Source organism: Mesorhizobium sp. B2-1-3 (genome assembly GCF_006442495.1).
Classification (GTDB): domain Bacteria; phylum Pseudomonadota; class Alphaproteobacteria; order Rhizobiales; family Rhizobiaceae; genus Mesorhizobium.
Map to the genome: position 1 here is coordinate 240,241 of NZ_VFWL01000007.1, position 26,833 is coordinate 267,073.

24 protein-coding genes and 1 pseudogene are annotated in these 26,833 nt (G+C 64.0%); 17 read left to right on the forward strand and 8 right to left on the reverse strand.

The window, feature by feature from the left end; translation table 11 throughout:
* The first annotated feature begins 63 nt into the window (after nucleotides 1-63).
* The 8 genes and pseudogenes from FJ973_RS14740 (at nucleotide 64) to FJ973_RS14775 (ending at nucleotide 4,845) form a co-directional block, all read left to right on the forward strand.
* On the forward strand, nucleotides 64-585 hold the full coding sequence (locus tag FJ973_RS14740; protein WP_140556419.1) for a DoxX family protein: 522 nt from the start codon (nucleotides 64-66) through the stop codon (nucleotides 583-585).
* A 113-nt stretch (nucleotides 586-698) separates the two neighbouring features.
* Nucleotides 699-1,295 (forward strand): BA14K family protein, encoded by a 597-nt coding sequence (locus FJ973_RS14745; RefSeq protein ID WP_140521453.1) that lies wholly within the window; start codon nucleotides 699-701, stop codon nucleotides 1,293-1,295.
* Nucleotides 1,296-1,572: 277 nt separating this feature from the next.
* Entirely contained in the window at nucleotides 1,573-1,824 is a 252-nt protein-coding gene (locus tag FJ973_RS14750) for a hypothetical protein (RefSeq protein ID WP_140556421.1), read from the forward strand.
* 200 nt (nucleotides 1,825-2,024) lie between these two features.
* Nucleotides 2,025-2,357, forward strand: a complete 333-nt coding sequence (locus FJ973_RS14755) for a DUF2934 domain-containing protein (RefSeq protein ID WP_140552283.1) — start codon at nucleotides 2,025-2,027, stop codon at nucleotides 2,355-2,357.
* Nucleotides 2,354-2,503, forward strand: a complete 150-nt coding sequence (locus tag FJ973_RS14760) for a hypothetical protein (protein ID WP_127204769.1) — start codon at nucleotides 2,354-2,356, stop codon at nucleotides 2,501-2,503. Before FJ973_RS14755 ends, FJ973_RS14760 begins: the two co-directional genes overlap by 4 nt.
* Before the next feature lie 366 nt (nucleotides 2,504-2,869).
* The gene (locus FJ973_RS14765; protein WP_140556422.1) at nucleotides 2,870-4,027 is read left to right on the forward strand and encodes a sulfite oxidase; all 1,158 of its coding nucleotides are present in this window, start codon (nucleotides 2,870-2,872) and stop codon (nucleotides 4,025-4,027) included.
* 210 nt (nucleotides 4,028-4,237) lie between these two features.
* Nucleotides 4,238-4,341: pseudogene (locus FJ973_RS31405) on the forward strand (PRC-barrel domain containing protein); the annotation flags it as partial.
* A 156-nt stretch (nucleotides 4,342-4,497) separates the two neighbouring features.
* Complete coding sequence (locus tag FJ973_RS14775; RefSeq protein ID WP_140500147.1) at nucleotides 4,498-4,845, forward strand: hypothetical protein; 348 nt, start codon at nucleotides 4,498-4,500, stop codon at nucleotides 4,843-4,845.
* Nucleotides 4,846-5,034: 189 nt separating this feature from the next.
* On the opposite strand, the gene FJ973_RS14780 is transcribed toward FJ973_RS14775, so the two are convergent.
* Both FJ973_RS14780 and FJ973_RS14785 read right to left on the reverse strand, forming a co-directional pair.
* Nucleotides 5,035-7,092 (reverse strand): TRAP transporter permease, encoded by a 2,058-nt coding sequence (locus FJ973_RS14780; RefSeq protein ID WP_140556424.1) that lies wholly within the window; start codon nucleotides 7,090-7,092, stop codon nucleotides 5,035-5,037.
* 85 nt (nucleotides 7,093-7,177) lie between these two features.
* A complete protein-coding gene (locus FJ973_RS14785) occupies nucleotides 7,178-8,167 on the reverse strand; it encodes a TAXI family TRAP transporter solute-binding subunit (protein WP_140500143.1) in 990 nt (329 codons plus the stop codon).
* Between the two features lie 337 nt (nucleotides 8,168-8,504).
* Here FJ973_RS14785 and minC point away from each other — a divergent pair, with 337 nt between their 5' ends.
* From minC to FJ973_RS14805, 4 genes are all read left to right on the forward strand, one after another.
* Nucleotides 8,505-9,350: a septum site-determining protein MinC gene (minC, locus tag FJ973_RS14790; RefSeq protein ID WP_140556425.1), complete on the forward strand. Its 846-nt coding sequence runs from the start codon at nucleotides 8,505-8,507 to the stop codon at nucleotides 9,348-9,350.
* Between the two features lie 173 nt (nucleotides 9,351-9,523).
* Entirely contained in the window at nucleotides 9,524-10,339 is an 816-nt protein-coding gene (gene minD, locus FJ973_RS14795; RefSeq protein WP_140500139.1) for a septum site-determining protein MinD, read from the forward strand.
* Nucleotides 10,336-10,608 (forward strand): cell division topological specificity factor MinE, encoded by a 273-nt coding sequence (gene minE / locus FJ973_RS14800; RefSeq protein ID WP_140500137.1) that lies wholly within the window; start codon nucleotides 10,336-10,338, stop codon nucleotides 10,606-10,608. The genes minD and minE overlap by 4 nt, the downstream gene beginning before the upstream one ends.
* 340 nt (nucleotides 10,609-10,948) lie before the next feature.
* The gene (locus FJ973_RS14805) at nucleotides 10,949-12,415 is read left to right on the forward strand and encodes a hypothetical protein (protein WP_140556427.1); all 1,467 of its coding nucleotides are present in this window, start codon (nucleotides 10,949-10,951) and stop codon (nucleotides 12,413-12,415) included.
* 166 nt (nucleotides 12,416-12,581) lie between these two features.
* On the opposite strand, the gene FJ973_RS14810 is transcribed toward FJ973_RS14805, so the two are convergent.
* The gene (locus FJ973_RS14810) at nucleotides 12,582-13,118 is read right to left on the reverse strand and encodes a DUF6428 family protein (RefSeq protein ID WP_140516099.1); all 537 of its coding nucleotides are present in this window, start codon (nucleotides 13,116-13,118) and stop codon (nucleotides 12,582-12,584) included.
* A gap of 42 nt (nucleotides 13,119-13,160) precedes the next feature.
* On the opposite strand from FJ973_RS14810, the gene FJ973_RS14815 reads away from it, so the two are divergent.
* The 4 genes from FJ973_RS14815 (at nucleotide 13,161) to FJ973_RS14830 (ending at nucleotide 16,243) form a co-directional block, all read left to right on the forward strand.
* Nucleotides 13,161-13,514 (forward strand): metalloregulator ArsR/SmtB family transcription factor, encoded by a 354-nt coding sequence (locus FJ973_RS14815; RefSeq protein WP_140556429.1) that lies wholly within the window; start codon nucleotides 13,161-13,163, stop codon nucleotides 13,512-13,514.
* 85 nt (nucleotides 13,515-13,599) lie between these two features.
* Complete coding sequence (arsC, locus tag FJ973_RS14820; RefSeq protein ID WP_140521460.1) at nucleotides 13,600-14,013, forward strand: arsenate reductase (glutaredoxin); 414 nt, start codon at nucleotides 13,600-13,602, stop codon at nucleotides 14,011-14,013.
* Nucleotides 13,994-15,232 (forward strand): arsenite efflux MFS transporter ArsK, encoded by a 1,239-nt coding sequence (gene arsK, locus FJ973_RS14825; protein ID WP_140556430.1) that lies wholly within the window; start codon nucleotides 13,994-13,996, stop codon nucleotides 15,230-15,232. The genes arsC and arsK overlap by 20 nt, the downstream gene beginning before the upstream one ends.
* A gap of 129 nt (nucleotides 15,233-15,361) precedes the next feature.
* Nucleotides 15,362-16,243: a DMT family transporter gene (locus FJ973_RS14830; RefSeq protein WP_140556432.1), complete on the forward strand. Its 882-nt coding sequence runs from the start codon at nucleotides 15,362-15,364 to the stop codon at nucleotides 16,241-16,243.
* A gap of 51 nt (nucleotides 16,244-16,294) precedes the next feature.
* Here the strand turns inward: FJ973_RS14830 and FJ973_RS14835 are convergent, their stop codons facing one another.
* Both FJ973_RS14835 and FJ973_RS14840 read right to left on the reverse strand, forming a co-directional pair.
* Nucleotides 16,295-20,434: an autotransporter domain-containing protein gene (locus FJ973_RS14835; RefSeq protein WP_348642400.1), complete on the reverse strand. Its 4,140-nt coding sequence runs from the start codon at nucleotides 20,432-20,434 to the stop codon at nucleotides 16,295-16,297.
* 176 nt (nucleotides 20,435-20,610) lie between these two features.
* Nucleotides 20,611-21,570 carry an AraC family transcriptional regulator gene (locus FJ973_RS14840; RefSeq protein ID WP_140516087.1) on the reverse strand — a complete coding sequence of 320 codons (960 nt, stop codon included), beginning with the start codon at nucleotides 21,568-21,570 and terminating at the stop codon, nucleotides 20,611-20,613.
* A 199-nt stretch (nucleotides 21,571-21,769) separates the two neighbouring features.
* On the opposite strand from FJ973_RS14840, the gene FJ973_RS14845 reads away from it, so the two are divergent.
* On the forward strand, nucleotides 21,770-22,912 hold the full coding sequence (locus FJ973_RS14845; protein ID WP_140556434.1) for a helix-turn-helix transcriptional regulator: 1,143 nt from the start codon (nucleotides 21,770-21,772) through the stop codon (nucleotides 22,910-22,912).
* Nucleotides 22,913-23,059: 147 nt separating this feature from the next.
* Here the strand turns inward: FJ973_RS14845 and FJ973_RS14850 are convergent, their stop codons facing one another.
* Genes FJ973_RS14850 through FJ973_RS14860 form a run of 3 tightly spaced genes read right to left on the reverse strand, consistent with a single transcriptional unit; the run spans nucleotide 23,060 to nucleotide 26,813 of the window.
* Entirely contained in the window at nucleotides 23,060-25,357 is a 2,298-nt protein-coding gene (locus FJ973_RS14850; RefSeq protein WP_140556435.1) for a xanthine dehydrogenase family protein molybdopterin-binding subunit, read from the reverse strand.
* Nucleotides 25,354-26,337, reverse strand: coding sequence for a xanthine dehydrogenase family protein subunit M (locus FJ973_RS14855; protein WP_140556437.1), 984 nt, complete (start codon nucleotides 26,335-26,337; stop codon nucleotides 25,354-25,356). Before FJ973_RS14855 ends, FJ973_RS14850 begins: the two co-directional genes overlap by 4 nt.
* Nucleotides 26,334-26,813, reverse strand: a complete 480-nt coding sequence (locus tag FJ973_RS14860) for a (2Fe-2S)-binding protein (protein ID WP_140556439.1) — start codon at nucleotides 26,811-26,813, stop codon at nucleotides 26,334-26,336. Before FJ973_RS14860 ends, FJ973_RS14855 begins: the two co-directional genes overlap by 4 nt.
* Between the last annotated feature and the right edge of the window lie 20 nt (nucleotides 26,814-26,833).

Sequence of the window (26,833 nt, forward strand, 5' to 3'; positions counted from 1 at the left end):
CTCCGGCCTTTTCAACATCAGGCGCTTGGCGCCTGCCCGTGCCAAAAAGATCGGAGGCTGACCATGACATTGACCGAACACTCCGCGAAGCTGCAGGGTCTTGCCGCTAAATACCACCTCGGGGACGTGGGCCTGCTTGCCGGCCGCCTGCTTCTGTCTCTCATCTTTTTGCATGAGGGCGCCATGCTGGCCGCCCATTTCAATGCCGCCGCCAGGGCCATGGCAGCGCTTGGTGTCAACCTGCCGCTGTTTGTCGCCACCGTCGCGTTGCAACTGGGGGCAGGGCTCTCCCTCGCGTCAGGCCTGCTGACGCGGCTTGGCGCCATCGCGCTCGGCCTGTTCTGTTTGGCAACGGCCATGCTGTTCCACACCAATTTCGGCAGCCAGAACGAACTGCTGCATTTCGAAAAGGACCTGGCGATATCGGGCGGCATGTTCGTGCTGGCCGTTGCGGGCGCCGGCAGGGTCTCGCTGGACCGGCTGTTGGCGCTCCATCTGCGACAGCGCCAGCGCGGCGAGGACATGCCGGCCGCGTTGCCCACAGCGGAGACCCAATTGCCAGTGGACGTGAAGCAGCTGGTTTGAACGGCGCCGCCTTCGCATTCGCCCAGCGGAGCGCCGCGCCTATTTCCCGCGCTTTGCTGGAACCAGCCTTGACCCCCCCCGCATTGCTTTAGCAGGGGCTCAAGGAGCGCGGCGTGAAAGCATTGTTGGGACTGGTCTGCGGTTTTGTTTTGACCCTTGCGGTGTTCGGTAGCGGTCTGGCCTTCGCCGTCTGGTTAATCACCGCGAACCCACCGCGCCAGGCACCGGCCACCGTCAGCATGGCGGAGCTTTGGACCAAAACGGCGCGGCCGGTGGACAGAACGGCGCAGAATCTCGAGCGCCTGCCGGCCGAGCAGCCCGCGCCCGCCAATATCGAGCCCAAGCGCCAGGCCGGGGAGACCGATCCCACCGCCACCGGCGCCATCGCGCCCGCCACGGCCGAACTGCCGCAGCCGCATGTCGCCTGGTGCGCGAGCCGCTACCGCTCCTACCGGCCGCAGGACAACAGCTACATGTCCTATAGCGGGCAGCAGCGCCCCTGCATCTCGCCCTATCTCGACGCCGACCGTGCCGCGCCGCCCGCCGCCGAGGCCAGCTACGTCGAGGACAACGGCACTGGGCCGGGCGCCTATGCGGCCGCTGGCGATGATGACCATGTCGCCTCCTGCTTCAGCCGCTACCGCTCCTACCGCCCGGAAGACAACAGCTACCAGCCCTATTCCGGCGGGCCGAGGCGGCAATGCCAATAGCGGGCGCTGCGCTTTCCGGCTGCATTCCACGCAAAATTCCACTCCGGCAAGGGTTTCTACCACGCTGCCTACCACGCCCACACAAACACCACGCCCTTATCAAGCCGCCAACAGCGCAACAACGGACCGAGACGGTCGTGCGCTGAACGACCTGTCACTGCAAGATCCAGTGGGATCGCGGTTGGCCGGTTTCGCCTGAAACAACAAACACGGTCCCATGAACGCGGGCGGGCGGCGCGTCGGGGCCAAATGTCAACTTCAAAAGATGGAAACCGAAATGAAGAAGATCGTATTGACCGTTGCCTCGTTGTTGTTCGCCTCCGGCATGGCTTTTGCCGGCAGCGACCACTTTGGCTCCGACTTCATCCCTGCCGCAAGCAGCTATCCAACCGCCCATGCCATGATGTCGGGCGGCGCCAAGGTGGTTGTCCCGAGCGTCACAAACAGCATCACTGACAGCGCAATGGGGGCAAACTCGAACTCCGACATGCCTGCACAGGGCTATGGTCAGGGCGTCTGGGGACGCTGACAACAAAGCCGGCCGCCGCGGCCGGCATCCAGGCGGCGGGGGGACCCGCCGCCTGGATCATTTCGCTCCATGACCGGGCTCTGCCCGGCGCGCCTCGTGTCATCCCAATCTCCAACGACCCGGCCCGGCGATCACGCAAATTCTTTGGATCGTTCGGAGGCGGGCGGCGTTCAGATGCTACCCAATGGAGGATTTGAGAAATGGGCGACGACCAACGGCATGGGAAAATCCAGGAGCGCGCCTATCGGATCTGGGAGCGCGAAGGCGGCGGCGACCCCGAGCAGCACTGGCATCGCGCGGAGGCCGAGATCGACAGGGAGCTGTCGATGGCGGCGGGCAACGCGCCGCCGCGCGAGATTGCCAGCACCGACGTGCTTACGGTCGAGGAGCTGGCCATGCGCACCGGCATATCAGGCAAGCAGGCACAGGACCTGATCGACAGGCTGGGCAACGACCGCGCCGCGATCGAACAGGCAGCACTCGGGCTGAAGGGCAAGCGGCGGCGAAATCCCGGTCAGGGAGAGGCCAAATGATCCGCAAACTCAAGGACGGAAAATACCGGCTCTATTCGCGCAAGAAGGATGAGAAGACGGGCAAGCGACGGAACCTGGGGACTTTCGATAGCCGCGAGGCGGCGGAGAAGCATGAGCGCGAGGTGCAGTATTTCAAGCGCCATTGAGGAAATCGACTCGTTGGTCCTTTATTCTCGGCGTTGTCCCTGCCGCTCACAAAATCCGACCCACCAATTGTAGGCTGCATTGGATTTTGGAACACGAGGCAGATGCCAATCGTGATGCGAAGATGCGGCCCTTGCCCTCGCCACGAGGACAGATAGGGCATATAGTTGAAGATCGCCGGCTCGGACCTGACAAGCTGGCGATTGAGAGCGGAGACGTCGCTTTAACTACGGCGCGCTTCTAACTCGGGTTGTTTCACACGCTCTCATAATTGCCCGCTGCGGCCGGCCTCTGCTTTGCGCGATCCCGGTCGCTATTGCATCTATCACTGAAGGAGAACTGAGCTTTTCACTGGAGGAGAAGTCGTCATGCATTACCTTCCCAGACGTGAATTCATCGTTCAAGGCGGGGCAGCCCTCGCAGCGTTGGCGTCCTTTCAATCGCGGATTGCCTCTGCCTTTCCAAGCCGGGCCGGCGAGGAAGTCATCAAATGGTTGGATCAGCTGCCGCCGAACCCGGTTCCGGAAGTCATCAAAAATCAGCTGGTGTGGGAGGATCTCGATTCCTGGGTGACGCCCAACGACAAGTTCTTTTCAATCGCGCATTTCGACCGGCCGGTGATCGACGAAAGCACCTGGAAACTCGAAATCGGCGGCTCCGTTAAAAAGCCGACAACCCTGACGCTCGCCGACATCAAGGCTCGACCGCGCCAGGAAGTCACCTTCACGGTCGAATGTTCGGGCAATACCGGTCTGCCGTTTTTCAATGGCGGCATTGGCAATGCGCGCTGGGCGGGCACGCCGCTCGCGCCGATCCTCGAGGAGGCCGGAGTCCTCGACACTGGTATCGAGGTCGTCTTCTGGGGCACCGATAAAGGGGAAATCAAGCGGGCCGACGACGTCAAGTTCACGCAGAATTTTGCGCGCAGCATGTCACTTGCCGACGCCATGGATCCCAAAAACATCCTTTGCTACGAGATGAATGGGTCCCCCTTGCCTTCTGACAACGGCTTCCCGCTGCGGCTGATTGCGCCGGGATGGTACGGGATCGCGAACGTCAAATGGATCAAGCGCATAGACGTGAACGATCAGCGCTTCGAGAACCGGTTCATGGGACGCGATTATGTCACGCTGCGCGAGGAAGACCACAACGGCGAGACAGTATGGGTGGAAACTTCGGTCGGGCGGGCGAGGCTGAAATCGGCGCCGGCCCGGGTCACTCATATCGGCGATGACTACCGGATCGTCGGGGCCGCCTGGGGCGCACCGGTCGACCGGGTCGAGGTGAAGATCGATGACGGGCCATGGATGCCGGCGGCCATCGACGAAACCGACAAGGCGGACTTTGCCTGGAAACTATGGTCCGTCGACTGGCCCAAGCCTTCCGCCGGAGAGCACGCCGTCACCTCGCGCGCGGTTGATACGGGAGGGCAGGTCCAACCCGCAATGGACGATCCCATCATTGCCAAGAAGCATACCTATTGGGAAAGCAACGGTCAGGTGACGCGACGTATCAACATTCACTGACTGGCGGGCAGTCGTATCAAAGTGTCTGAGAGCGATGTGCCCCCATGTCTTTGGCATGGGGTCACCCACATCCGACCAGGCGCCGGCCTGAAGCTGGCCAGAGACGATGCGATGACGACTCCATCGCAGCGCCAAGAGCGGTGTTTAGTGACCTGCGCGGACGCGGAGAAAACTTGAACGGCTGGCGTTCCTCGCCCTTCGCCGAGCCCGGTGGCCGTCACCGAGCTCGACTTCATGCGCGACGAGGACGGCGCCACGCCGTGACCCAATGGACCAAGGACCAGCTGAAAGGAGTGCCGGAGCACCGAGACTGAAGGGCCCGACCGTGGCCCTTTTCGAAAGGAGAGTGAGATGATCCGAAAGTGCCCGGACAAGGGCAATTCGCCGTGCCTGAGGGTGGTAGTGCTTAGTGACTTCGGCCAACCGAGAGTCTAGGCTGGCATCGGTTCTGTCAGCGCGAAGACCGTCACATGCCCCGCTTTCTTGCCGTCTACACCATGAAGCCTGAAGACCTTGCCCGCTTTCGCAGCCTGCCCAAGCCCGAGCAAGATGCGATTGATAGCGTCGGCCTACAGCAGTGGACGGACTGGGAGGAGAGAAATGCCGCATCTTTCCCCGATCGCGGCGGCATGGTCGGGAGGACGACGCGCGTTACCAAGGATGGGGTCGCAGACGCCGTGAACCCTTTCTGCGGCTACATTGTCGTCGAGGCCGATACAATCGATGCCGCCGCCCGCCTGTTCGAAAGCCATCCGCATTTCACCGTCTTCCCGGGAGACGGCGTGGACATCATGCCTTTCGTCACTGACCCTCAATGACTTGAAACTCCGGCTGTCGCTTTCTGATGTCGAAGGCTGTCTGTCAGCTCTCGGGGAACTTTTCCCCCGCGGAACCGATCCTGGCGGTTCGCGTCAGATTCAGGTTGAGAGCACGCTGACTTCCTGAAGTCCCCAAAACGTTTCCGGCCCCTTTGAGTTCTCGGGGAGGGATCGTTGGGGCGGCGCTGATCAAGCTGGTCGCGCCTCTTCGACGTTGCGCGCGCTCCAATGGCGCAAGATGACGGGAATGGTCAGAACCAGGCCGAGTAGGGACGAATAGAGTTCGGGCGCCACCAGAAGCAGGGCGGCCAAGACCAGCAACACGTTTTCCCATGGCCGGGTGCGCACGAGCAGGTAGCGCGAGAGGGCGGCCCCCAGGCAGGTGATGCCGAGCACGCAGCCAAAGAAAGCCAGGAAGAAGTTCGGCCAGGTGAAATCTTTCGTCACCAGCAGAAGCGACGGCGAGAAGACAAAGACAAAGGGCACCAGCGCCTTGCCGAGCCCGAGCCGAAAGGCAGTGTTGCCGGTCTTGAATGGATCAGCTCCCGCCATGCCGGCGGCAGCGTAGGCAGCCAGCGCAACCGGCGGCGTGATGTCAGCCAGCAGGCCATAATAGAAGACGAAGAAGTGGGCGACGATCGGCTCGGTGCCGAGCATCACCAGCGCCGGCGCGGCAATCGTCACCATGATGATGTAGTTCGCCGTCGTCGGGATGCCGCAACCCATCAGGATGCAAACCACGCCGGTCATGATCAGCGTGAACAAAAGGGTCAGCCCGTGCATCGAGAAGATCGCCTCGGGGATAAAGGTGCCGAACAGCAGCGACAGATGGCCTGCCGTCGAAGTGACGATGTAGGACAGCTTGAAGCCGACGCCGGTCAGGGTGACGACGCCGACGACGATGCCGACCGTGGCGGCGGCAGCGCCGACGGCGAGCGCATACTTGGCGCCGTCGCGCAGGCACACCACGATGTCGGCGACAGACATGCGCCGGCGCGGGTTAAACAGGCCGACTAGGATGCACAGGGTAATGCCCCAGAAGGCAGCCATGTAAGGCGTATAACCCGCAAGAAGCACGCCGATCAGGACGACGAGAGGGATGATGGTCGGCCAGTCCCGTTTCAATGCCTCGACCACGTCGGGCATCTCGTCCGGCCGCAGGCCGCGCAAGCCGGTGCGCTTGGCCTCGAAATGCACCTGCATGAACACGCCGAAGAAGTGCATGAAGGCCGGCACTATCGCTGCCAGGATGATGGTCGTGTAGGGCAGTTCGAGGAACTCGATCATCAGGAAGGCGGCGGCTCCCATGATCGGCGGCGTCACCTGCCCGCCGGTGGAGGAAGCCGCCTCCACCGCGGCGGCGAAATGCTTCTTGTAGCCGAGCCGGATCATCGCCGGGATGGTAAGCGAGCCGACGGTGACGGTGTTGGCGACCGACGAGCCAGAGATCATGCCAAACAGGGCCGAGCCGAAGATCGATACCTTGGCCGGACCACCGGCGTAGCGGCCGGCGACCCATGCCGCGCAGTCGAGAAAGAGCTGGCCGAGACCGATCCGGGTGGCGAAGACGCCAAACAGGACGAAGTGGAAAACGTAGGTGGCGACGACGCCGAGCGCGATGCCGTAGATGCCTTGCGTCGTCAGGTAGAGGTGGTCGACGAGCTGGGAGACGGACGCGCCGGGATGCACCAGGATGCTCGGCATATAGGGGCCGAACAGCGCATAAGCCATGAAGAGGATGGCGATGATGGGCAGCGGGATGCCGACGGACCGGCGCGTCGCTTCCAGCAGGAGCAGAATGAGGGTCAGCCCGAGCACCACGTCCGTCGTCGTGGGGTTGCCGACGCGGAAGGCAAGATCGTCGAGCGGGATCATCGGCACGTGCAGGACCGCTATCACCGCGGCAAGCGCCAGCAGCCAGTCGAAAACCGGTATGCCGAGCGGCCGCAGAAAGCTGGATTGGGCGGGCTGGTCGTAGCCCTTCTTCACCAGAGGGAAGACGAGGAAGATCAGCGACAGCACCATCGACAGGTGGATGCCCCGGTGCAGCATCTCCTGCAGCAAGCCGAATCCAGCCGTGTAATAGTGAAACAGCGACAAGGCCACCAAGAGGAAGCCGACCAGCCAGCCGGCGGCCCGGGTCAGCGGCCGGAACCGGATCTCGGAGTCGAATTTCTCCTCCAGTTCGCGAGCCTTTTCCTCGTCGAACTCCATGCCGGAAAGCCTGATTTTGTCGTCGTCGCTCATAGTCGGTTCCGTATCCTGAATCCCCAGACAAACGAGGCGGAAAGCACGCCTTCCGCCTCGTTGTCGCCAGTCTGTTGATGGCCTCTTATTTCAGGGCGCCGACTTCCTTGTAGAATTTCTCCGCGCCCGGATGGAACGGAATGCCGGCGCTGGTGACCGCGTTCTGGAGCGTGATCAGCTTGCCCTTGGCATGACCAGCCTGCAGCGCCTTCTGGGTCTCGTCGCTGTAGAGCGACTTGACGATCTTGTAGATGAGGTCATCGGTCTGCTTGGCGCTGGTCACCCATTGCGCGGCGACCGAAATGGTCTTGGTCTCGCCGACATTCTTGTAGGTGCCCGCGGGCACGATGTCGGTCGAGAAGAACTTCTGTTCGGACAGGAGCTTGTCGGCCTCGGGGCCGGTGATCGGCACCAGCGTGATGTTGTTGGTGCTGGCAAGCTCGACGATGGCGCCGGTCGGATAGCCGCCGACGAAGAAATAGGCGTCCATGGCGCCGTCCTGCAGGCGCTCGCCGGCCGGGCCGGGCTTGAGATATTCGGGCTTTACGTCCTTCTCCGTTAGACCGTAGGCGCCGAGCACCAGGCGCGCATCAACGATGGTGCCGGAACCCGGCTCGTCGAGGGAGACGCGCTTGCCCTTCAGATCCGCCACAGTCTTGATGCCGGCGTCGGCGCGCGCGACCAGATGGATGGTTTCAGGATAGAGCGTCGCAATGAGGCGCAGATCCTCTACCTTGGGCTTGCCCTCGTAGAGGCCGGTGCCCGAATGCGCCCAGTAGGCGACATCGGATTGCGTGAAGCCCGATTCGGAAGCGCCCGACTGGATGGCGCTGATGTTGGCCACCGAACCGTTGGAGGACGTGGCGCTGGCAACCAGGCCCTCGACGCCGGCCGGCCCCGTCGCCGAGATCGCGTTGGCGATCAGCCCGCCCACCGGATAGTAGGTGCCGGACGTGCCGCCGGTGCCGATACGGAAAAAAGCCTGCTGCGCGCGCGCCGGCGAAAACCCTGCCGCGGCCAGCGCCAAAGTGCCCGCGCCGACGGAAAAGACGCGACGGTTGATCGAAACAGTCATACTACCTCCCGGTCAAAGATCGGCAGGATGTTGCATCAACCCAAGGATTGTCAACCTGCGCGCGCCTTTCGGGAGGGGATCTGTCGTCGCTGGCGGTGCCCCCTCCCTGTTGCCGTCATGGCGCATTTTGAGATCTAGCTTGTCGATTGAACGGCGGTAATCCGCTTGCTGACGCGGCGCTATCAACACATTCCGCGTGTTGTCAGCCGGCATCCGCAACTGGCGGTTAGCCGACCCTCCAATTTCTGGCGGCTTCCAAGGTGCCAGCCGTCTTTATTAACCATTTGTTAACCATTCGGCCGGCACCCTTTAACCATTGAGTAAGGATTCGCCAGCCGTGACCTTTGCCGCTCCCCTGGAGACCAAATCCATTCGCTTTCGCGCCCGTTCGTTCGTCGCTTTCACGCTGACGCCGGAGGCGCCGATCGGTGCTTGGCTGGAGGGGCTGGATCATTGGATCGGCAATTCGCCGGGCTATTTCTCAGGGCGGCCGGTGGTGCTCGATCTCAATGCGCTGAAGCCTGCGGCCGACGAGATCGTGGCGCTGGTCGCTTCGCTCGGCACGCGTGGCATCCGGGTCTATGCCATCGAGCTCGAAGGGGCCTCGCTCGGGCCCGAGCTGCCGCCGCTGCTGGCCGGCGCCAAGGAGGCCACTTCAGATGGCCTGCTGGCGCAGCCCGGCCGCAACGGCAAGGCAGGCCTGGCGGAAGAGGCCGGCAAGACGGAAGCGGTGTCTTCGGAACGCGGCAAGGAAACGGGCAAGCCCGACGAGGGCAGGGCCGAGGCTGGAAGGGTCAAGGCGGCCAAGGCGGCCAAGACAGAACAGCAAGCCGGCGCGGCGGAGCCGGCCCTGGCCGGAACGCTGATGGTCAAGTCGCCCCTTCGCTCGGGCCAGTCGATCTTTCATCCGCATGGCGATGTCATCGTGCTTGGATCGGTCGCTTCCGGTTCCGAGATCATTGCGGCGGGCTCGATCCATGTCTACGGCACGCTGCGCGGCCGCGCCATTGCGGGCTCGGAAGGCAATATTTCGGCGCGCATCTTCTGCCGCAGGAACGAGGCCGAGCTGCTCGCCATCGACGGCTGGTACACCACGGCGGAGGACATGGAAGGCGCCTCGCGCGGCAAGCCGGTGCAGGCCTTCCTCGAAGACGGCGTGCTGCGCGTCGTGCCGCTGAACTAGGGCGCCGGGATGAAAACGCCGAACCAGTTCTTGTCTTGTGCGACCGCGAACAGGACGCTCAGGTCCGCAAGGTTGGGACCGGTTTCGCGTGGGATGATGGCAGGTTCCAACAATAGCCGTGCGACGCACGGAGCAATAACAAACGACAACATCAGGCGACGGAGGCTTTTTTCATGGGCAAGGTAGTGGTGGTCACCTCAGGCAAGGGAGGTGTCGGCAAGACGACCTCGACGGCCGCATTGGGGGCCGCGGTCGCCAGGACCGGCAAGAAAGTGGCGCTGGTCGATTTCGACGTCGGCCTGCGCAATCTCGACCTGATCATGGGCGCCGAACGGCGCGTGGTGTTCGACCTCGTCAATGTCATCCAGGGCACGGCCAAGCTGTCGCAGGCGCTGATCCGCGACAAGCGCGTCGACACGCTGTTCCTGCTGCCGGCCTCGCAGACGCGCGACAAGGACGCGCTGACCGAAGAAGGTGTCGGCGAGGTGATCGAGAAGCTGCGCTCGGTGTTCGACTATGTGTTCTGCGACAGCCCGGCCGGCATCGAACGCGGCGCGCAGCTCGCCATGCGCTTCGCCGACGAGGCGGTCATCGTCACCAATCCGGAAGTGTCGTCGGTGCGCGATTCCGACCGCATCATCGGCCTGCTCGACGCCCGCACCATGCGCGCCGAGCAGGGCGAGCAGATCGCCAAGCACGTGCTGGTGACGCGTTACGATGCCGGCCGCGCGGCTCGCGGGGAGATGCTGTCCATCGACGACGTGCTGGAAATCCTGTCGGTGCCGCTGCTCGGCATCATACCGGAGAGCCAGGATGTGCTCAGGGCCTCCAATCTCGGTTCGCCGGTGACGCTGAGCGATCCGCTGAACGCCGCCGCCAAGGCCTATATCGAAGCGGCACGGCGGCTGGAAGGCGAAGACCTGCCGGTCGTGGTTCCCTTCGAGCGCAAGGGCTTCCTCGACAGGCTGCTCGGAAGGAGGGCGGCATGAACATTCTCGACCTCTTCAAGCGGCGCTCCAGCGCGCCCGTGGCGCGTGAGCGGCTGCAGGTGCTGCTCGCCTACGAACGCCGCAGCCGTGGCCAGCCCGATCTCGTCTCCGTGCTGCGCGAGGAGATCATGGCCGTCATCGCCAAGCACGTGCAGATCGACCAGGACTATCTGCAAATCTCGATGGACCGCGGCGAGACCATGTCGACGCTGGAAATCGACATCCAGATCCCCAACAAAAGCGCCGTGCCGCTGGCCATGGCGGGCTGACTTTTACCCTCCCCTTGTGGGGAGGGTCGCTGCAAGCAGCGGGCGGAGTTGGCGCGGCGCTACAGGACGAGCATCCTTACGCGCCAGCGCCTCAGTCCTACCTTCCACGAGGGGAAGGTAGGAGCCAGGATTTTCCGCATTCAGATTCCACCCAGAAATCGGGTGCGTCAATCCTGCAAAAAGACGGCCGCGGCACTGGTCGCCCGCCGCATCCCAACCCCAAATGTCCAACTTTACGCTCCCCCTAATGGGGGGCTTCCCCTGCGCAATCAGTGGATGTAAGCATACATATTAGCCAATTATTAAATACTGAATGGGGTATGCGTAAAGGGCATTCGTTATGAATTTCAAGGGTCTGATCAAGCGCGCCGAAGACGTAGATGATGCACTCCAGGAGCTGCAGGCCGATCTGGCGGACGCTCTGGATGCCAGCCTCGATACCGAATACGACGCGCCGCCAGACAGCGGCTATATCCCAGATTCCGCGCCAGGAGCCGAGGCCTCGGCACCCGAGGCCAATGCGGCAGATGCGGATGGTGCGGATAATCCGGACGGCGCGGGCAACGCCGACGCCACCGAAACCGCGCCACGACTGACGCCCCATACCCAGACCCGGATGGCGGCATTGAGTGCCTTCGAAGGGATGTTCCACGACGCCAGGAACTATATGGACGAGATCAACGGCAAATTGTCGGAGATCGCGACCTCACACCATTTGACGCGCGAATTCCTCAACATCCTCCACACCGATATTCTTCGCGCCAACGAGCTGGAGCTCGCAAATGGCGACCTGGTCGCGGAACAAAGAACGCTGTCGGAAAAGCTGCACGACACGGCAAGAAAGCTGCGCGAGCGTGAAAGCGCCTGCGAATTGCTGCAACAGCGCGAGACAAGCCTGGTCCAGGACAGGGAGGCGCTTCGCGCAGCGCTCGCAGCGGCCAGGCTGGAACTTGCCGAGACGGCCAATGCGAGCGCAAAACGCGACGCGGAGTTCGGCGACATCGCCAAGCGGCTGACGGCCAGGGCGGTCGAGGCCAACAGGCGCCTGCGCGAGAGCAAGATGCTGCGGGAAAAACATGTCAGCCTGTCGATCGAGCTCGACAAGGCGCTGAAGCGGGAAACCCAGACGCGCCACAGGCTCGACGAGCTCTCGACGATCCATGCCAGCGAAGCAGCGCGGCTTGCCGAACTGCTGATCGCGCTCGGCAAGAGCGAGAAGGAGGAGATGCGGCTCCAGAAATCACTCGAGACCGCGCAGGCGAAGCTGTCGGAAATGACCGAAGCGGCCAGCATGATGGAAGGCGACAGGCAAGCTGAACTCGCCCGCAGCCAGACGGAAATGCGCGGATTGCGTTCCGAGATCCAGGACCTGCAATCACGGCTGGAGCGGGCCTCGCACGAGAACAGCGAGGCCACAGCCGAGATCGCCAGGCTCAAGACCGACTTGAACGACACCCTGGCCGAAAAGAAAATCGCCGATCAAAAGTTGTCCTCGCTCACCGACGAGAACGAAAACGACAAGACGAGCCTTTCGAAAGCGAACGCCAATCTTTCGCAGCTTGCGCTGCAACAAGCATCGGAACAGATACAGCTGGATGTCCAGAGGCAGGAATGCGAGGACCTCAAAGCTGAAATCGCGTCGCTCAATGCGCGGATCAAGGAATTGCTGCCTTACGAGCGGCTTCACAAGGCCACCAACGGCAGATCGCGCGAGGCCGACGTGGTCGACATCGCCGCCGTGGTGGCGGAGAAAGCCCGTGGAACGGGCAGGCGGCGCATCCGCAGGAATCTCCGCGCCACGCCGTAGCTCATTTCGCCGGCATGGCCTCAGGTCCGCTGCTTGGCAGCGTTCCGCGCCCGCTGCCTCAACGCGATCACACGCCGCCGCCGCGGCGCAAATCGCTGAACTGAGGGAGCGGAAGGCCGTCTTGGCCGTCAAGACGGCGCCAAGCCATCTGCTTGGCTGCGAAACGTCAGCCGCAGCAAGGTTGCGGTCCGGCCGAAGGTCCGCAACAGGCCTTGGCTTTCCTCTCTTCCTCCAGCCAGCGGTCACGCGGCTTGCAGCTTGCCGGCCGCGGCGAAAGCTCGACATGCACCGCATCACCGGCGAGCCGGGGAAGCGCGGCGCGGTAGAGCTGCATCGGGCGCACGCCGTCGCTGACTTCGAAAGTAAGCTTGGCGGAATGGTCGAGGCCGACATGCTCCGTCACCTTGCGGATGATCGCCGAGAATTTCCCGGCCGGCATATGCGTGCGGTCCTCCTCGACGTCCCAGAGCTGCACGAAGATCTCGGCCCAGGATTCCGGGTTTGCACCGCAGTCCAGCGCAGCGAACTGGCCGGCCTTCACCTCGGTGACGTGGTAACCAGGCCTCACCGGCCGGCCGTCGTAGAAGAACACCAGCCGCCGGTCCTCGTAGCCCGCCAGAAACTCCAGCAAGCCAGCGATGGTGATGTCGTCGGGATCAACGACGTCAGCGGGTTCAAATTCCCGATTGTCAGAAACGAGCATGTGCGGTAATCCTTGTTTCAACATTTTTAGGATTGTTGAAATATGGATGAACGTCAAGCCCTTTCCGCCTTTGCGGCTCTTTCGCAAGAAACTCGCCTGCGCATCCTGCGGCATCTGGTGATTGCCGGTCCGGACGGGATTGCCGCCGGCGCCATCGCCGAAAAAGTCGAGGTCTCGGCCTCGAATGTGAGCTTCCACCTGAAGGAGCTCGAGCGGGCAGGGCTGATCAGCGTGCGGCGCGATTCGCGCTCCATGGTCTACAGCGCCGAATATGACGCGTTGAGCGGCCTCATCCGTTTCCTGATGGAGGATTGCTGCTCCGGCCGGCTGGAGATCCGCGCTTCGGCGTTGGCTCCAGACTGCTGCGCCGCCGATGTGAAGGGACCGGTTCAGTGATCGTCGCGCCGACAGCCCGGGCGATCGTCCCGACCGCGCCGCATCAGCAATCCGAAATCCAACCTCTTGCCGTCGAGGCCAAGCCATGACCGCTACGATCTTCCACAATCCCGACTGCGGCACCTCGCGCAACACGCTTGCCATGATCCAGGCGAGCGGCGAGAAGCCTGACATCATCGAGTATCTGAAACATCCGCCCAGCCGGGACCGCTTGCGCCAGCTGGTCGCCGCCATGGGAATTCCCGCGCGCGCCTTGCTGCGCGAAAAGGGTACGCCCTATGCCGAACTCGGCCTGGGTGACGCCAAATGGACCGATGAACAGCTGATCGACGCCATGCTGAGGCATCCGATCCTGATCAACCGGCCGATCGTCGAGACGCCCAAGGGGACGCGGCTGTGCCGTCCGTCCGAGCTCGTGCTCGATCTGCTCGACCATCCGGTGGCCCGCTTCACCAAGGAAGGCGGCGAGGTAGTGATCCATGACCGTGGCATCAAGTGATCGAAGCCTTTCCGATCTCGAAGTCCCGGAGCGCTCGCCGCTGACCGCCATTGCCGCCCTCGGCGTCACCCAGATCATCGGCTACGGCACGCTGTACTACAGTTTCAGCATTCTCGCCGCCGATATGGCCAGGGATCTGGACTGGCCGACCGAATGGATTTTCGGCGCGCTCTCGGCGGCTCTGCTGGTTGGCGGCCTGACGGCGCCCTGGCTCGGAAACTGGATCGACCGCTTCGGCGCCGGCAAGATCATGACCGTCGGCTCGATCCTTGCCGCGGCTGCGCTCGCCGCCTGTGCCTACGCGCCGGCGGCCGGGGCCTTCGTGGCGGCGCTGATCGTGCTGGAAGTGGCATCGAACCTGGTTCAGTACGGCGCCGCTTTCGCGCTGCTTGTGCAGATAAGGCCGCGCGCGGCGCAACGTAGCATCACCTATCTCACCCTCATCGCCGGCTTCGCATCGACCGTGTTCTGGCCGATCACCTCGGCCCTGCACGCGCAGATGTCATGGCGAACCGTCTATCTCGTCTTCGCGGGGCTGAACCTGATCGTCTGCCTGCCGCTGCACGCCTGGCTCTCGCATGGGCTGGCCAAGAGCAGGCGCTCGGCGACCGAGCCGCCACGGCATGTCCAGGGATCGCTTCCGGCCTCGGCGCGGCCGCTCGGCTTCGCGTTGATGGTCATCGCCTTCTCGCTGCAGAACCTGCTTGGCGCCGCTGTCCTGGTGCATATGGTGCCGCTGCTTTCCGGACTTGGCCTCGGGGCGACCGCTGCCGTCGTCGGAACGCTGTTCGGGCCGTCACAAGTGTTGAGCCGCTTCATCAACATGATCTTCGGCATCAACCTGCCGCCATTGACGCTGGCCATCATCTCGGCCGGCCTGATGACGAGCGGGGTCGTCGTGCTGAACTGCACGGCGCCTTCCGTTGCAGGCGCGATGGTTTTCGCCGTCGTCTTCGGCATGGGCAACGGGCTTTTCAGCATCGTCATCGGCGCCCTGCCGCTGACATTGTTCGGCAGTGCGGACTATGGCCGTCTGCAGGGGCGCGTCACATCGGCCCGGCTGCTCGTTTCGGCCGTCGCGCCCTTTGCGCTGGCCTTTGCCATCGTCAATGTCGGCATTGCCTGGTCGCTGGGGGCCATGGCGTTTCTGGGCGGCACCGCGCTGCTGGTCCTGACAGCGATCACGAGACTGCCGAACGCGCGCAACGGCCGCGTCTGAGGGCGGCCGGCTCGTCCGGCCCTTTCTTGCCCCATCGAGATGCCGGCCCTGCCTCACGACGAGCGGGCCGGTTCGCCCTATCTCCCATGACGCAGCGTTTGCCTGATGGCGTACGGAGGACGGGATCAAGTGACATCGACGCCGGTTGTCGGTCGCAAAGCGGCGCCTTTGCCTGTGATGGCGCTGTTGGGGGCCATGGTGTCGATCCAGATCGGCGCCACTTTCGCCAAGAGCCTGTTTCCGGTGATCGGCGCGCAGGGCACGACGACGCTGAGGCTGGTCGTCGGCGCGCTGATGCTGATCGCCGTGCTACGGCCCTGGCAGATGCGGCCTTCGCGCGCCACCGTGCCGTGGCTGGTCGCTTATGGGGTAACGCTGTGCGCGCTCAACCTCCTGTTCTACGCCGCGCTCGCCACAATTCCGCTCGGCGTTGCGGTGGCGCTGGAGTTTTCGGGACCGCTGCTGGTGGCGACGCTGACCTCGCGGCGCGCCGGCGACTTTGCCTGGATCGCGTTGGCGGTCGCCGGCATCGTGCTGTTGTCGCCCTTCATCCGTTCGTTCCAGCCGCTCGATCCGACTGGGGTGATGCTGGCGCTGGCGGCTGGCGGTTTCTGGGCGCTCTACATCGTGCTGGCGCAGAAGGCGGGCGCCGAGCTCGGCACCCGCACCACCGCCTACGGCATGGCGATCGCCGCCGTGCTGGTGCTTCCTTTCGGCGTGGCGCAGGCGGGAGCTGGCCTGCTCGCGCCGTCGATCCTGGTCAGTGCCTTGCTCGTCGGCCTGTTCTCGAGCGCGCTGCCGTTCTTTCTGGAGATGGTGGCGCTGACCCGGATGCCGGCCCGCATCTACGGCACGCTGACCTGCCTGGAGCCAGGATTGGGCGCGCTGGCCGGCTTCCTGTTCCTGCATGAGAGCCTGACCGCGCCGCAACTGGCTGGCATCGCCGCCGTCATCGTCGCGGCCGCCGGCACCGCGCTGACGTCGAAGCCGCCGGTGCCGTCGCCGGAGTAGGGCGGATCAACGTGCAGGTTCGTGCTGCAAACCCGGTTTCGCCACCGTCGTTCAGAACTTCACGCCCAGATCGACCTTCGCGCCCTGCTCGACCGTGCCACTGCCGAACTGGCCGGTATAGGACAGGCCGAGCGTCGCATTGGCCGACATGTTGAGATCGAGGCCGGCCTCGATCACCGCGGCATCCCTGGCGATCGGCACGCCGGCGATGGTGAATTGATCGCCGCCGGCGAAGGCGAAGACCGAGGTCGGCGTGACATCGCCGAAGGCGTGACGCCAGCCGAGCATGCCGCGAGCGGTGGCATCGATGCCGCCAAGCGCGAAGTCGGTCGCGCCGCGAAGGCCGAGCGTGGTGAAGGTGGCGTCGTTGTTTGTGCTGGCGCTGGTCAGCGCCGCGGCACCACCGGTTTCGGTGAAGCCGTCGGTGTGCACGCTGACGTAGGCGAGGTTGGCGAAGGGCTCGAAATGGAAGCTGCTGCCGGCATCGGCCTTGTAAGCGAGTTCGCCGAACACCTGCGCGGTGCCGGCATCGTAGTCGGCCGACAGTTGATCGGCAAAGCCGTTGAAAGCAACCGAGCGCCTGGTCGAGATGCTGCTCCAGCTATAGGCCGCGCCGCTGCGGAAGGCGATGGCACCCCAGTTGGTGCCGCCATAGAGACCGAGATGATAGCTGTCACCCTTGCCTGATGAATTGCGGTCGTCGGCATCGAAGGAGGAATGGCCGTAGCCGCCGATGAGGCCGACACGCCAGCCGCCGACCAAAGTATCGGCGCCGGCCAGCAGGCCGCCGGTCGAGCGGTCGAAGGCGGCGGCATTGCCGTCGCTATCGGTATTGCTCCACGAACCGAACACCTGGCCCCAGACGGCGAAGCGGTCGGTATCGGCCGCCACCATTTCCGGTCCACCCTCGCCATAGGCCATGACCGGCAGCGCCGCAGCGCCGCCATCGCCAAAGGCAGCAGCAATGCGATTGCTGGCCACGTCGCGGACGAAGCGGCTGTCTTCAAGCAGCATGCCCTTGGCCGAGGCATGGATTTCCCCGGAAAGCTGGTCGAAGGCGTCCTGGGCGGCTGCTTCGCTCGGCAAAGCAAATATCGCATCGAACAGCGGATTACCGCTGCCAAGACTTTCGGCACCACCGCCGGTGGCGATCTGGTTGGGTGTCAGGCCGACCTCGGCGAAGGATTTTGCCTGCGTCGCGTCGAGATAGACATGCGTCGGGTCGTAACTCGCGAAAAGGCCGGTGAACGGGCCTAGGCCGCTGAGCGTGTAGGTGCCGGTGACGCCCATGTCTGCCTGCAGCACGGTGTAATGCGTGCCCGCCACGTAAGGTGCTGCGTCGGTCTTGATCACGTCGAGGACCGCACCGGCGGCGATCGTCGCCGTGCCCGTCGCGTGGATGAGATCGGACTGGCCGGTCGAGGTCAGCTCGACCTGGTAGATCGAGGCCGCCGCCTGGTCGAGATTGCCGGCGACGTGGAGCGTACCGATCGAATTACCGGGTGCGATGATGCCGCCCGACCGCGCCATGACACCGCCCACCGTGCCGTTGCCGCCCAGCGTGCCGCCGAAGATCGTCACCAGCGAGTTGGCCAGCGAACCGTTCACGGCCAGCCGCCCGCCATTCACATTGGTGGCGCCGGTGAAGCCGCTCGAATCGGCGGTAAGGTTCGTCGCGCCGGCGATCTGGTTGATCGTGCCTGCGCCACCGATCGCCGACGCGAAGGTATAGTTCGTATCGGTGTGGTTGAAGTTGATCGCGCCCGCGCCCGGTCCGAACTGGACGCTAGCCGCATTGAGCGTGCCCGCGGCGATCGCTGGCGATCCGCTCGCCGCACCGATGTTGAGCGTGCCGACGGAACCCGCCATGGCGGCGATGTTGACCACGCCGCCGCTCGACACCGCGCCGCCATTGGCAATCGTCAGCGTGCCTGTTCCACTAACGCCGACATCAAGATCTCCGCTGCTGGCCCATGTCGAGCCTGTGCCGCTGACCGCTACCGTGCCGACCGAACCTGCGGCGTAGCCAACCAAGCCCAAGCCATTGCTGACCACGCCGCCTTTCGAAACCGTCACCGTGCCCGTGCCAAAGCCTCCGACATAGAGGTCCCCGCTGTTCGTCCACTTCGATCCCGCGCCGTCAACCGCCGCCATGCCGGTCGAACCGGCAACGTAGCCGATATAGCCCCAGCCATTGCTGACCGTGCCGCTGTTCGAGATCGTCAGAGTACCCGTGCTGAAACCGCCTACGAACAGGTCCGAGCTGTTGTTCCAAGCCGACCCCCCGCCGTCGACCGTCACCGTGCCGGTCGAGCCAGAGAATGCGCCCACATAGCCTGTGGTATCGCTAACCTTGCCGCCGTTCGAGATATTCAGCGTGCCGGTACCCTGATCGCCGACGAACAGGTTGGAACTGTTTGTCCAGGTCGATCCCCCGCCGTCGACGGTCACTGTGCCGGCGGAACCCGAACCGAAACCAACGAAGCCCAGGCCACTGTTGACCGCGCCGCCGTTGAGGATGTTCAGTTCGCCCGTGCCGGCGAAACCGACGAAAAGGGCTACGCTGGCCCAGGTCGAGCCTGCACCCTCGACCGTCGCCGTGCCGGTGGAGCCCGCAACATTTGCCAAAATGCCGTTCTGATTGCTGACCGTGCCCTTGTTCGAAACCGTCAGCGTACCTGTGCCCTGATCGCCAACGATCAGGTCCGAACTGTTTGTCCAGGTCGAGCCGGCACCGTCGACGAATACGATGCCGGTCGAGCCCGCCTTCGCGCCAACAGTTGCCCAACTGTTGCTGACCGCGCCGCCTTGCGTGATCTGCAGAGCGCCCTTGCCGAAATCGCCGACGATCAGCGACCCGCTGTTTGTCCAGGTTGAGTCGACGACTATCACGATGCCGGTCGAGCCCGCCGACTTGCCAACATAGGCCTTGTCATTGCTGACAGCGCCGCCGTTGCTGATCGCTAGCGTGCCGGTGCCGAAATCGCCGACAGCCAGGTCGGAACTGTTGGTCCAGGTCGAGCCGGCATTTTCGATGAACACGCTGCCGGTCGAGCCGGCATTCGCGCCAATAGTCCCCCCATTGGAGCTGACGTCGCCGCCATGGCTGATCGCCAGAGTGCCGGTGCCGAAATCGCCGACACTCAGCGATCCGCTGTTTGTCCAGGTCGAGTTGTCGACGAACACCTTGCCGGTCGAACCCGCGGAGGCGCCAATATAACCTGAAGTATTGCTGACCTTTCCGCTGTTCGAGACCATCAACGTACCTGTCCCGTCGACGCCGACGGACAAGTTCCCGCTGTTGAGCCAGGTTGAGCCGATGCCATCGACCATCACCTTACCGGCTGAATCGGTGCTGTAGCCCACCATGGCATCAGCATTGCTAACCACACCGCCGTTGGTGATTATCAACGCGCCGTCGCCATCATGGCCGACATAGAGCGTTCCATTGTTTGTCCAGGTGGCATCATCGATCGTCGCCGAGCCGATCGAATCTGAATATTGGCCAATATAGGCGCTGTCGCTGATGACGTTGCCGCCGTTGGAAACCGTTACCGCACCAACGCCGGAACTGCCGACCGTGAGGCTATCAGTGTTAAGCCACGTTGAGCCGGCGCCATCGATCTTTACGACGCCTTGAACGTTGCTGCCGCCCGCAACAATACCCACAGCATCCGTCACGACACCGCCATTGAGGATATCGAGCGTAGCCAGCCCGAAACTACCAACCACCAAACTGCTGCTGGTCCACGAGGAACCCGCACCTGTTACGGTGACATCAGAAGTGGAGTTATCCCCCCAGGATAAGAATGCTCGGTCGGTCGTCAACGTGCCGTTCGAAATGACAAGGCTGCCGTCCGAAGAAGCTACAAAGCCAAGGTAAATATCGTCGGCAAAAGCGTTGCCAGCGTTGATAACAGTCGGATTCGGTGTCGAATTGCTGATATATACAATATCGGCCGCCGTCGGCACTGACCCAGCGTTCCAGTTTCCGGCGGTAAACCAATCCGTGGAGGTGGTGCCGGTCCAGGCATCGGCCGCCGTCGCGGCGATCGGCTGGCCGAGTCCGACCAGCGCGGTCGACGTCAGCGCCAGATATTTCCATGCGTTAGCCCTGCGGCCACCAAAACCATTCTGCGGCATCCAAACCCCTGACATGATAGTCATTTCACCCTGAGGCTGACATGTCATTGGAACTCGGGCTTGTCTTGGGCAGGGCCGCACTGGAATTGGACTGGAGCGAAAAGCCGAGCCTTTTGCGCGCACTGTGGCAGTTCTGCGCCACGATCGCGCAGGTGCCGCTCCACCGGCCTCTCAAAGAGAGAATCGGACGCCGCGCCAGGGCCGGCCACAGAAAATGCCGCAACCTATCTGGCGCTGGTCGGCGTATAGCCGAAACGGCGACGGAAGCAGCGATTGAAATACGATACATCGCTGAACCCGCTCGTCATCGCGATATCGCTGACCCGCATGTCGCTGTGTCTCTGAGAGAGCATCCTATGGGCGCTCTGCAACCGCAGTTCGAGAACGCGCTCGGAGAAGCTCACTCCGGTTTCCTGAAGGAGATCATGGACGTAGCGCGCCGACAGGCCGAGCTGTTGCGCGACACCTTGGGCGGAGATGCCAGGATCGGCAAAATCCTCGGCAATCGTTGCCAGGATCGCCTCCAGCCTGGCGGCGCGCAGGCCGCGAAGGCCGACCAATTCGGCAGCCCGGCCTTTCGCCCCGGTCACCAGGCCGATCAGGTCCACGATCGTGTCCGTCGCATGGGTTATGAGATCGGCCGAGGCGAGCGGGCTGCCGCTTTCAAGAAGCTCGCAATAGCGCTTGAGAAGATCGAGGGCTTCGTTGTCGGCGCCGATCTTCAATCCCAGCCGGTCGTCGATCTGCGGGAAGGCGCGCATGAGGACCGCGCGTGGGACCACCACATTGGTCCAGATATTGCTGTCGGCACCGGTCATTTTCAGCGCCTCCGAGGCCGTGACGAGGACCGCTTCTCCCCGACCGACGGCATATTCGCGGCCGACCTGCACGCCCGACAAGAGGGTGTCGGCCTTGTTGATCAACAGCAAATAGCCGTCATTGTCGTCCTCGGCGATGTTGCTCGCCTTCCTTGTCGCCTGCTTGATCGTTCCGGACATCTGACCGAGAACCAGTGAACCGACAGCCGTGGCTTCGATCGAGGCCTCGAAGGGCAGGTTTTCCGATATGCCGTATTCCACCGACCAGATTTCCGCGACGTGGATGTCCTGCCACAGGGAAAATCGCTCGCGTTCGCCAAGATGCGGCGGCAACTGAGCCGATGAAAACACCGTCTTTCGCGACAATGGAAAACCTCGATAAAGTATCCGCGCTTAAAAAATACCGATCGCCATACTTTCAATCGGCAGAATAACCGGCAACAGTGGCGGCTGGCGTCAAGCAATCGAGTTGAATCCTAATCGAGATCGGCCAGGAGTGGCGTCATCCAAAAGTATGACGCCACAAAATTCTCCGAGGCGAGATCGCAGTGTGTCTGGAGGCGTGGTGGAGAGGCTGAGCAGCGAAGTCCTTGGTTCCATTATCGGCGATATCTACGATTGCGTTTTGAACCCGGAAGGCTGGGCCGGGGTCATGACCCGGATCACGACGGCCATGGACGCGGCCTATACAACCATCGCGCTCGCCAGCACCGCCGACAATCATGGCCGCTTCGCCGCTCAATCGCCCTGGGATCCCGTGCAAATGCGCGTGCTCCAGGACTATGACTTTGATGCAATTCCCGGTCTGAAGACGGCGGTCATCGGCGACGTCGACACGCCCGTCGCGACGCTGTCGCTGATGAGCGAAGCCGAACTCGGGCAGACGGCATTTTTTCAGAATTGGGCCAAACCGCAGGGATTGCGCGAAGCCTGCATCACCAAATTCGTCCACACATCGGACCGGATCGGGCTCATGGGTTGCACCACATGGGCCGACAGGGGGATCATATCAGCCGAGGACCAACATTTCCTGGCGTTGCTCTCGCCGCATCTGCGCCGTGCTTCCCTGATCGGAGACCTGCTCGACCAGGCTCGCGTTACCGCCAGCCTTTACCGCCAGGCGCTCGACAATCTCGCAGTGCCTGTCGTGCTTGCCGGCGCCAACGGGGCCATCCTCCATGCCAATGGCGCTGCCGAACGGATGTTGTCGGCGCAAGGTCCGATTCTTTCCAGGAACGGCCTGCTCCAGGCGCAGAATCCGGCGGTCGCCCGCGCCCTGCTGGAAGCGATCGCCAGCGCCGCGAACGCAGATGCTTCGCTTGGCGCCCGGGGCATAGGACTGCCGGTCTCGGCCCCAGGCCGGCCGGCCGCTGTCGCCTATGTGCTGCCGCTGACCGAAGGAACCGCGCGCGCGGCTTTCCGGCCGGCATGCGCGGCTGTCTTCATATCGACCACGACGTCGGCTTCTCCTCTCCCGGAGGCCGTCCTGACCACGCTGTTCGACCTTACGCCCGCGGAGGCGCGGGTCCTGCTGCGGATCGGCAGCGGATTGTCGGCGTCGAAGAGCGCTTTGGCGCTCGGCATCGGCGAAAACACCTTGAAGACACACCTCAATCGTATCTTCGCCAAAACCGGGACGAGACGCCAAGCCGATCTTGTCAAGCTCGTCTCGGACATAGGCACGCCCCTGGCAGCGCATTCAGGCTGAAGGCGTAGTCCGCAGCGCGAGATCGGCTCACCGCCTCCAGAGCGGCTCCGGCGCGAAGCGCTCGCTCGCCGGGATCGCGCCTGGCCGCCCCCCTCTGGCCTGCCGGCCATCTCCCCCTCAAGGGGGGAGATTACTCGCTTCCACCGCTCAGATCAGCTTCTCCAGCGTGATCGGCAAGTCGCGCACCCTTTTCCCCGTCGCGTGGAACACCGCGTTGGCGATCGCCGGCGCCACGCCGACGATGGGCAGTTCGCCGACGCCCTTGCCGCCGAGCACCGAGGAGTGCGGGTCGGGGATGCCGACCGAAATCACCTCGATGTCGGGAATGTCGGCATTGGTCGGCACCAGATAGTCGGCGAGGTTGTTGTTGACGATGCGGCCGTGGCGGCGGTCGATGATGCCTTCTTCCAGCAACGCTTGGCCGATGCCCATGATGATGCCGCCCTTCCACTGGCTTTCCGCCAGCTTCGGATTGTAGAGCCGTCCCGAATCCAGCGCCGACACGACGCGCGAGACGCGCACCGTGCCGAAATCCTCGTCGACCCGGACCTCGATGAAATGCGCGCACCAGGAATGGCGGGAATAGTCGCCTTCGGTGTGCGGCAGCGCCATGGCGATGGTGGTGTAGTTCCTGTAGCGGTCCTCGGCACTCGAATTGGCCGGCATGGTATCGCCTGTCGCCTCGATGCGATCGCGGCCGACGCTTTTGAGGAGCTCGGCGATCGACACATCGGGGCCGTCGCCACGCGGTGCGGTGATGCGGCCATTGGCGACGACCAGCGTGTTGGCCTGCAGCGCATGGAAGGGCGAGCGCGGGTCGCTGATCGCCAACCCGACCAACTGGTCGAGCGCCGAGGTCGCGGCCTTGTAGACGGCGCCCGTCATGACGCCGGCCAGGCGCGAGCCGCCGGCGACGCCGGCGCGGGGGAAGCGAGAATCGCCCAGCTTCACCACGACGTCGTCGGCCGGCACGCCCACCGTCTCGGCCGCCGTCTGCGCCAGGATGGTGTAGGTGCCCTGGCCCATGTCGATCGAAGAGCTTTCGACCTCCACCGAGCCGTCGGCCAGGATGCGCACGATCGCCTCGCCATAGGCGCGCCGCACCGGATAGGTACCGGCGGCTACGCCCCAGCCGATCAGCTGGTTGCCGTCGCGCATCGAACGCGGCTCCGGTGAGCGCCTGGCCCAGCCGAAGCGCTCGGCGCCCGTGGCAAAAGCCTCGCGCAACTGCCTGGTGGACCAGGCTTTTTTCACTTCCGGGTCCTGCTCGGCATAGTTCCGCAGCCGGATCTCCAGCGGGTCGATGCCAACCTCATAGGCGAGCTCGTCGATGGCGCTTTCGATGCCGAAGGCCGAGGGGTTCTCGCCCGGCGCGCGCATGGCGCCCGGCACCACGGAATTCACCCGCACGACGTTCTGCCGGGACGAAAAGTTCGGCGTCGCGTACATGATCGAGGTAACCGAGGCCAACGGCTCCACCCACATGCCATCGATCGACGTTTCATTGACGCCGCGATGCACGATCGACTGGATTTTTCCTTCCGCATCCGCGCCGAGCGCCACCGTCTGGCGCGTCGCGGCGCGGCCGCCATAGCCGGTGAAGGTCTGCGGGCGCGTCATCACCAGGCGCACCGGCCGGCCGAGCATTTTGGCTGCTCTCGCGGCAACCGCGCCGTGGCCGAGCGCCAGCGCCTTGGAGCCGAAGCCGCCGCCAATATAGGGCGAGACCAGCCGCACATTCTCGAACGGCACATCGAACCACTCGGCATAGGTGCGCGCCATGCCGTCGAGCCATTGGCTCGGCTCCCACACGGTGAGCCGGTCGCCCTCCCAGCGGGCGATCAGGCCGTGCGGCTCCATCGGCGCCTGGTATTCGCGCGGCGTGTTGTAGGCGGCGCAGATCCGGACCGGGGCGGACGCAAAGGCAGCCTGCGCGTCGCCCCATTCCTTGGTCATGGCCTCGATTGGAATGCCGTCGCCGGCTTTGGCATCGTTGAGGTCGACGATGGCCGGCGTCTCGTCATAGTCGACCTTGACGAGGGCCGCTGCCGCAACCGCCTGTTCGAAGGTTTCGGCGACCACGGCGGCGACATGCTGGCCCGAAAAGCTGATGTCGCGCGCCAGCGGGCAATAAGGCTTGTCGGGCGGGGGCGTGCCGAACCAGTCCGACGCGGTTTTCAGGGCCATGATGGTGTCCGGCGTCAGCACTTGCAGCACGCCAGGCGCCGCCTCAGCCTGCGCCGTATCGATGGCGCGCACCTTGCCGGACGCGATCGTGCTGTCGACCAGCACGGCATAGGCCAGGTCTTCGAGCTGCTGTTCGACGGCGTATTTGGCCGCGCCGGTGATCTTGGCCGGGCCGTCGACGCGCGACAGCCGGCCTCCGACGGCTTGTGCCAGCACGCCGTCGGAGGCGTCGCCATGTCTTGCGATGTGAACGGTCATGCCGCTTCTCCCAGTTTGAGGATCGCTCTGGCCACCACGCGCGGCACGAGCTCGATCTTGTAGTGGTTGGCGCCATGGTCGACGGCGCCCTCGACGGCGAGCAGGCTGGCCGCGCGGACAACCTCAGGCTCCAGCACCTTGCCTTTAAGCGCCTCTTCCACGGCGCGCGCCCGCCAGGGCTTGGTGGCAACGCCGCCGAGCGCGACGCGCAGATCGCGGACGGTGCGCCCGTCGGCCTCGAGTTCGAGGCCGACGGCGGCACTGGCGGCGGCGAACTCGTAAGACTGCCGGTCGCGGACCTTCACGTAGCTCGAGCGGCGGGCGGCGGCGGATCCCGGGATTTCGATGGCGGTGATCATCTCGCCCGGTTCAATCGCGTGTTCCTTCTGAGGCGTGGTGCCGGGCAGCAGGAAAAAGTCGTCGACCAAGACGCGGCGTTCGCCGAGATGGACCACCGCATCGAAGGCGACCAGCGCGGTGGCGAGGTCGCCGGGATACATGGCGATGCAGGCCTCGCTGGTGCCGAGCACCGCATGGCCCCTGGTGACGCCGCCGATCGCCGAACAGCCGCTGCCGGGCTCGCGCTTGTTGCAGGCGGCAAAATTCGAGGGATCGCGGAAATAGGGGCAGCGTGTGCGCTGCATCAGATTGCCGCCGACGGTCGCCATGTTGCGGAGTTGCGCCGAAGCCGCCTGCCACAGCGCCTCCGAGACAGCGGGAAAGCCGCCCTTGATGCCGGCATGGTCGGCGACATGGCTCATGCTGGCGAGCGCGCCGATGACGGCGCCGCGCTCGTCGATATCGATGGTATCGAGCCCCTTGAGATGGCTGATGTCGACCAGGCTATCGGGCTCGGCGACGCCGCATTTGGCGAGGTCGATCAGCGTCGTGCCGCCGGCCAGCAGCATGGCGCCGGGCAGGGCGGCCGCTTGGCGTGCGGCGTCGACCGAGGCGGCGCGAAGATAGGAAAAATCCCTCATGACGCGGCCTCCAACGCTGCCTGGCGCACGGCGGCGATGATGTGCGGATAGGCGCCGCAGCGGCAGAGATTGCCGGCCATGTATTCGCGGATCTCGTCATCGGAGCCGGCATGGCCCTCGCGGATGCAGGCGACCGCCGACATGATCTGGCCCGATGTGCAATAGCCGCACTGGAAGGCATCCTGATCGAGGAAGGCAGCCTGCACGGGATGCAGTGCGCCCTCCCGTGCAAGCCCCTCTATGGTGGTGACGGTGCGGCCTTCGGCCTGTGCCGCCAGCGTCAGGCAAGCCAGCACGCGCTCGCCGTCGACATGCACCGTGCAGGCGCCACACTGACCGTGGTCGCAGCCCTTCTTGGTGCCTGTCAGGCCGAGGCGGTCGCGCAAGGCGTCGAGCAGCGTGACGCGCGGTTCGAGGTCCAGCGTATGCGGCTGGCCGTTGATATCGAGATGGACGGGGATTGTGGTGTTCGTCATGGGCGTCTGGCTCCAGTTGC